Here is a 2,847-nt window from a genome sequence, read left to right as displayed (position 1 = left end):
GCGCAAATAATTACATTTTTATCAGCTAATTTTGCGGCTGCTAGGCCTAATGCGGCTGACTTTCCTCGCCCTCTATCTGCATTGATCAGTAGCGGTCTATTGGCGCGACCATGAGCTACTTTTACTATTTGTGCTACGCAGTTTTTCTGCGGTTCAAAATCAATATTACTGTGCAGGACATAGTTATAATTATTATTGATGCAGCCAAATTCTTCACTGTAATGCAAGGCCGGTAAGCTTTTAATAATAGAGCTGAAACGCTGATTGAATAAACTATATTGATTGCTGTGGCCATGAGACTGGACACTTTTTAATGCGGGATCTTGCCAGTTATTTAGGTTACCCAGCTCAGGAAGTAATACAAACAATACTCCGCCAGCTCTAACTGTACCAGCAATTGCGGCCAACTTATCGGGGTATAAGCCACTAAAGCCATCGTAAATGGCGTGGGTAAATTCTTGTCCTAATATTTGGTGAATGTGTGCAGGCCATTGAGCATTTTTAAGTGCACAATGTTTAGATAGAGTAAGTGTATTAGTATTTTGTACTAGTGAGTTTGTCAGCTCATAGCACCAATTATCATTGCCAGTAACAAGCACTAGCTGGCGGTGATGCGCGCCAGCTAATTGTTGTTCTAGTTGTATGAGTTGCTTTTTATATAGCTTGTAGTCTTGCATATGCCGTTACTAACCACTTACTACCTAAATCATCAAAGTTGACTTGTACGCGAGATTGCGCACCCGCACCTTCGTAATTAAGTACTGTACCAATACCAAATTTAGCATGCAGTACACGTTGCCCCAAGTTAAAGCCGCTATCTTCAAATGCAGCGTGACTAACTGATGCGCTAAAACGCCCTGCAGCGGGTGGTCGAGATACTTGGGTTTTAATACGAATTTCTTCAACACAGTCCTCGGGAATTTCCCGTAAAAAGCGCGATGGTGTATGGTATTTTTCTTGTCCGTATAAACGACGGCTTTCGGCATGGCTAATATATAGTTTATCCATAGCGCGGGTCATACCTACATAACAAAGGCGGCGTTCTTCTTCTAAACGGCCAGACTCTTCATTACTTTGTTGAGAAGGGAACATACCTTCCTCTACGCCAACCATAAACACTAACGGAAATTCTAAACCTTTAGCTGAGTGCAATGTCATCATTTGTACGGCGTCTTCGTGCTCTTCTGCTTGTCCTTCACCAGATTCAAGCGAGGTATGCGCTAAAAAGCCTTGTAGAGGAGAGCTATATTCTTCTTCCTCAGGCAATTCGTACTGATCGCAAGCGCTAATAAGTTCTTCTAAGTTTTCTACTCGGGCACGGCCTTTTTCACCTTTTTCGGCTTGGTACATTGCCATTAACCCAGAAGTTTGAATAACGTATTTAGCTTGCTCATGTAGCGTTAGATCGCTAATTTTATCTTCAATATGCTCTACTAGTTCGACAAACTTACTCACTGCACCAGAAGCGCGGCCAGATAAATGTTGTTGCTCTACAATTGCTTTTGCTGCATACCAAAGTGGTAACGATTCGGCGCGTGCACAGTCGCGTATATGGCTTAGCGTTTTATCGCCAATACCACGAGCTGGAGTATTAATTACTCGTTCAAATGCAGCATCGTCTTGACGGTTACCTATTATGCGTAAGTACGACAGGGCGTCTTTAATTTCTTGGCGTTCGAAGAATCGCATGCCGCCATAAATACGATACTTTAGGCCTTCTTGTAGCATGGCTTCTTCGAGTACACGTGATTGCGCATTACTTCTATATAAAATAGCCGCATCTTGCAGCGCATTGCCGGCATTTAACCAACTACGCAGTTTACTACTTACAAAACGCGCTTCGTCTAGCTCGTTAAATGCGGCGTAAATAGAAATAGGTTCGCCCTCGTTACCGTCGGTCCATAAGCTTTTACCCATACGCTCTGAGTTATTTTGGATCAGGGCATTTGAGGCTTTTAATATAGTGGCGGTAGAGCGATAGTTTTGCTCAAGACGAATGGTCTCTGCGCTAAAGTCAGTTAAAAAACGTTTAATGTTTTCTATTTTTGCACCGCGCCAACCATAGATACTCTGATCGTCATCGCCAACAATCATAATACTATTGGAGTCGCCAGCAAGTAGTTTTAACCATGCGTATTGTATGGTGTTGGTGTCTTGAAACTCGTCTACTAACATGTGTGCAAAGCGCTGTTGATAATGGCGCAGTAGTGTAGGGTTATTTTTGAGTACTTCGTAGCTGCGCAGTAGTATTTCGGCAAAATCGACTAAGCCTGCTCTGTCGCATGCTTCTTGATACGCCGCGTACACGCGCAGCATCATTTGCTCGTTAATATCGTAGGCTTGAATATCTTTAGGGCGAAGTGCTTCATCTTTTTTAGCGCTTATGTACCAACCAAACTGTTTAGCGGGCCATTTTTTATCATCAATATTCATCGATTTTAATAAACGTTTGATCATACGTAGCTGATCGTCTGAGTCTAAAATTTGAAATGCTTCGGGTAATTTTGCTTCACGGTGGTGCGCGCGTAAAATACGGTGCGACAAACCATGGAAAGTACCAATCCACATACCACCAACCGGCGCTTTTAGCGTCTCTTCAACGCGAGTACGCATTTCTTTAGCTGCTTTATTAGTAAAGGTAACCGCAAAAATACTATACGCTGAGGCTTGCTCAACTTGCATTAGCCAAGCAATACGATGAACCAACACTCGTGTTTTACCAGACCCAGCACCTGCTAATACCAGCATGTTTTGTAGTGGGGCTGCAACGGCATCGCGTTGTTTGTCGTTTAAGCCATCGAGTAATTGTGAAACGTCCATCGTTACGCCTTTTTAATCAATAATGCG

At 43.0% G+C, this 2,847-nt stretch carries 2 protein-coding genes; both read right to left on the bottom strand.

Annotated elements, in window-relative coordinates:
• A partial coding sequence (locus tag ABYB02_RS16305) for a tRNA(Met) cytidine acetyltransferase TmcA domain-containing protein (RefSeq protein WP_372763428.1) occupies positions 1-677 on the bottom strand: 677 nt, incomplete at its 3' end.
• Positions 655-2,820 carry a DNA helicase II gene (uvrD, locus tag ABYB02_RS16300; RefSeq protein ID WP_058372303.1) on the bottom strand — a complete coding sequence of 722 codons (2,166 nt, stop codon included), beginning with the start codon at positions 2,818-2,820 and terminating at the stop codon, positions 655-657. The genes uvrD and ABYB02_RS16305, both read right to left, overlap by 23 nt.
• Positions 2,821-2,847 lie beyond the last annotated feature (27 nt).

This window comes from Pseudoalteromonas sp. (genome assembly GCF_041613455.1).
Lineage (GTDB): Bacteria > Pseudomonadota > Gammaproteobacteria > Enterobacterales > Alteromonadaceae > Pseudoalteromonas.
The sequence above is the reverse complement of the archived record's forward strand: the minus strand, read 5'-3'. Positions and strand labels throughout refer to the sequence as shown.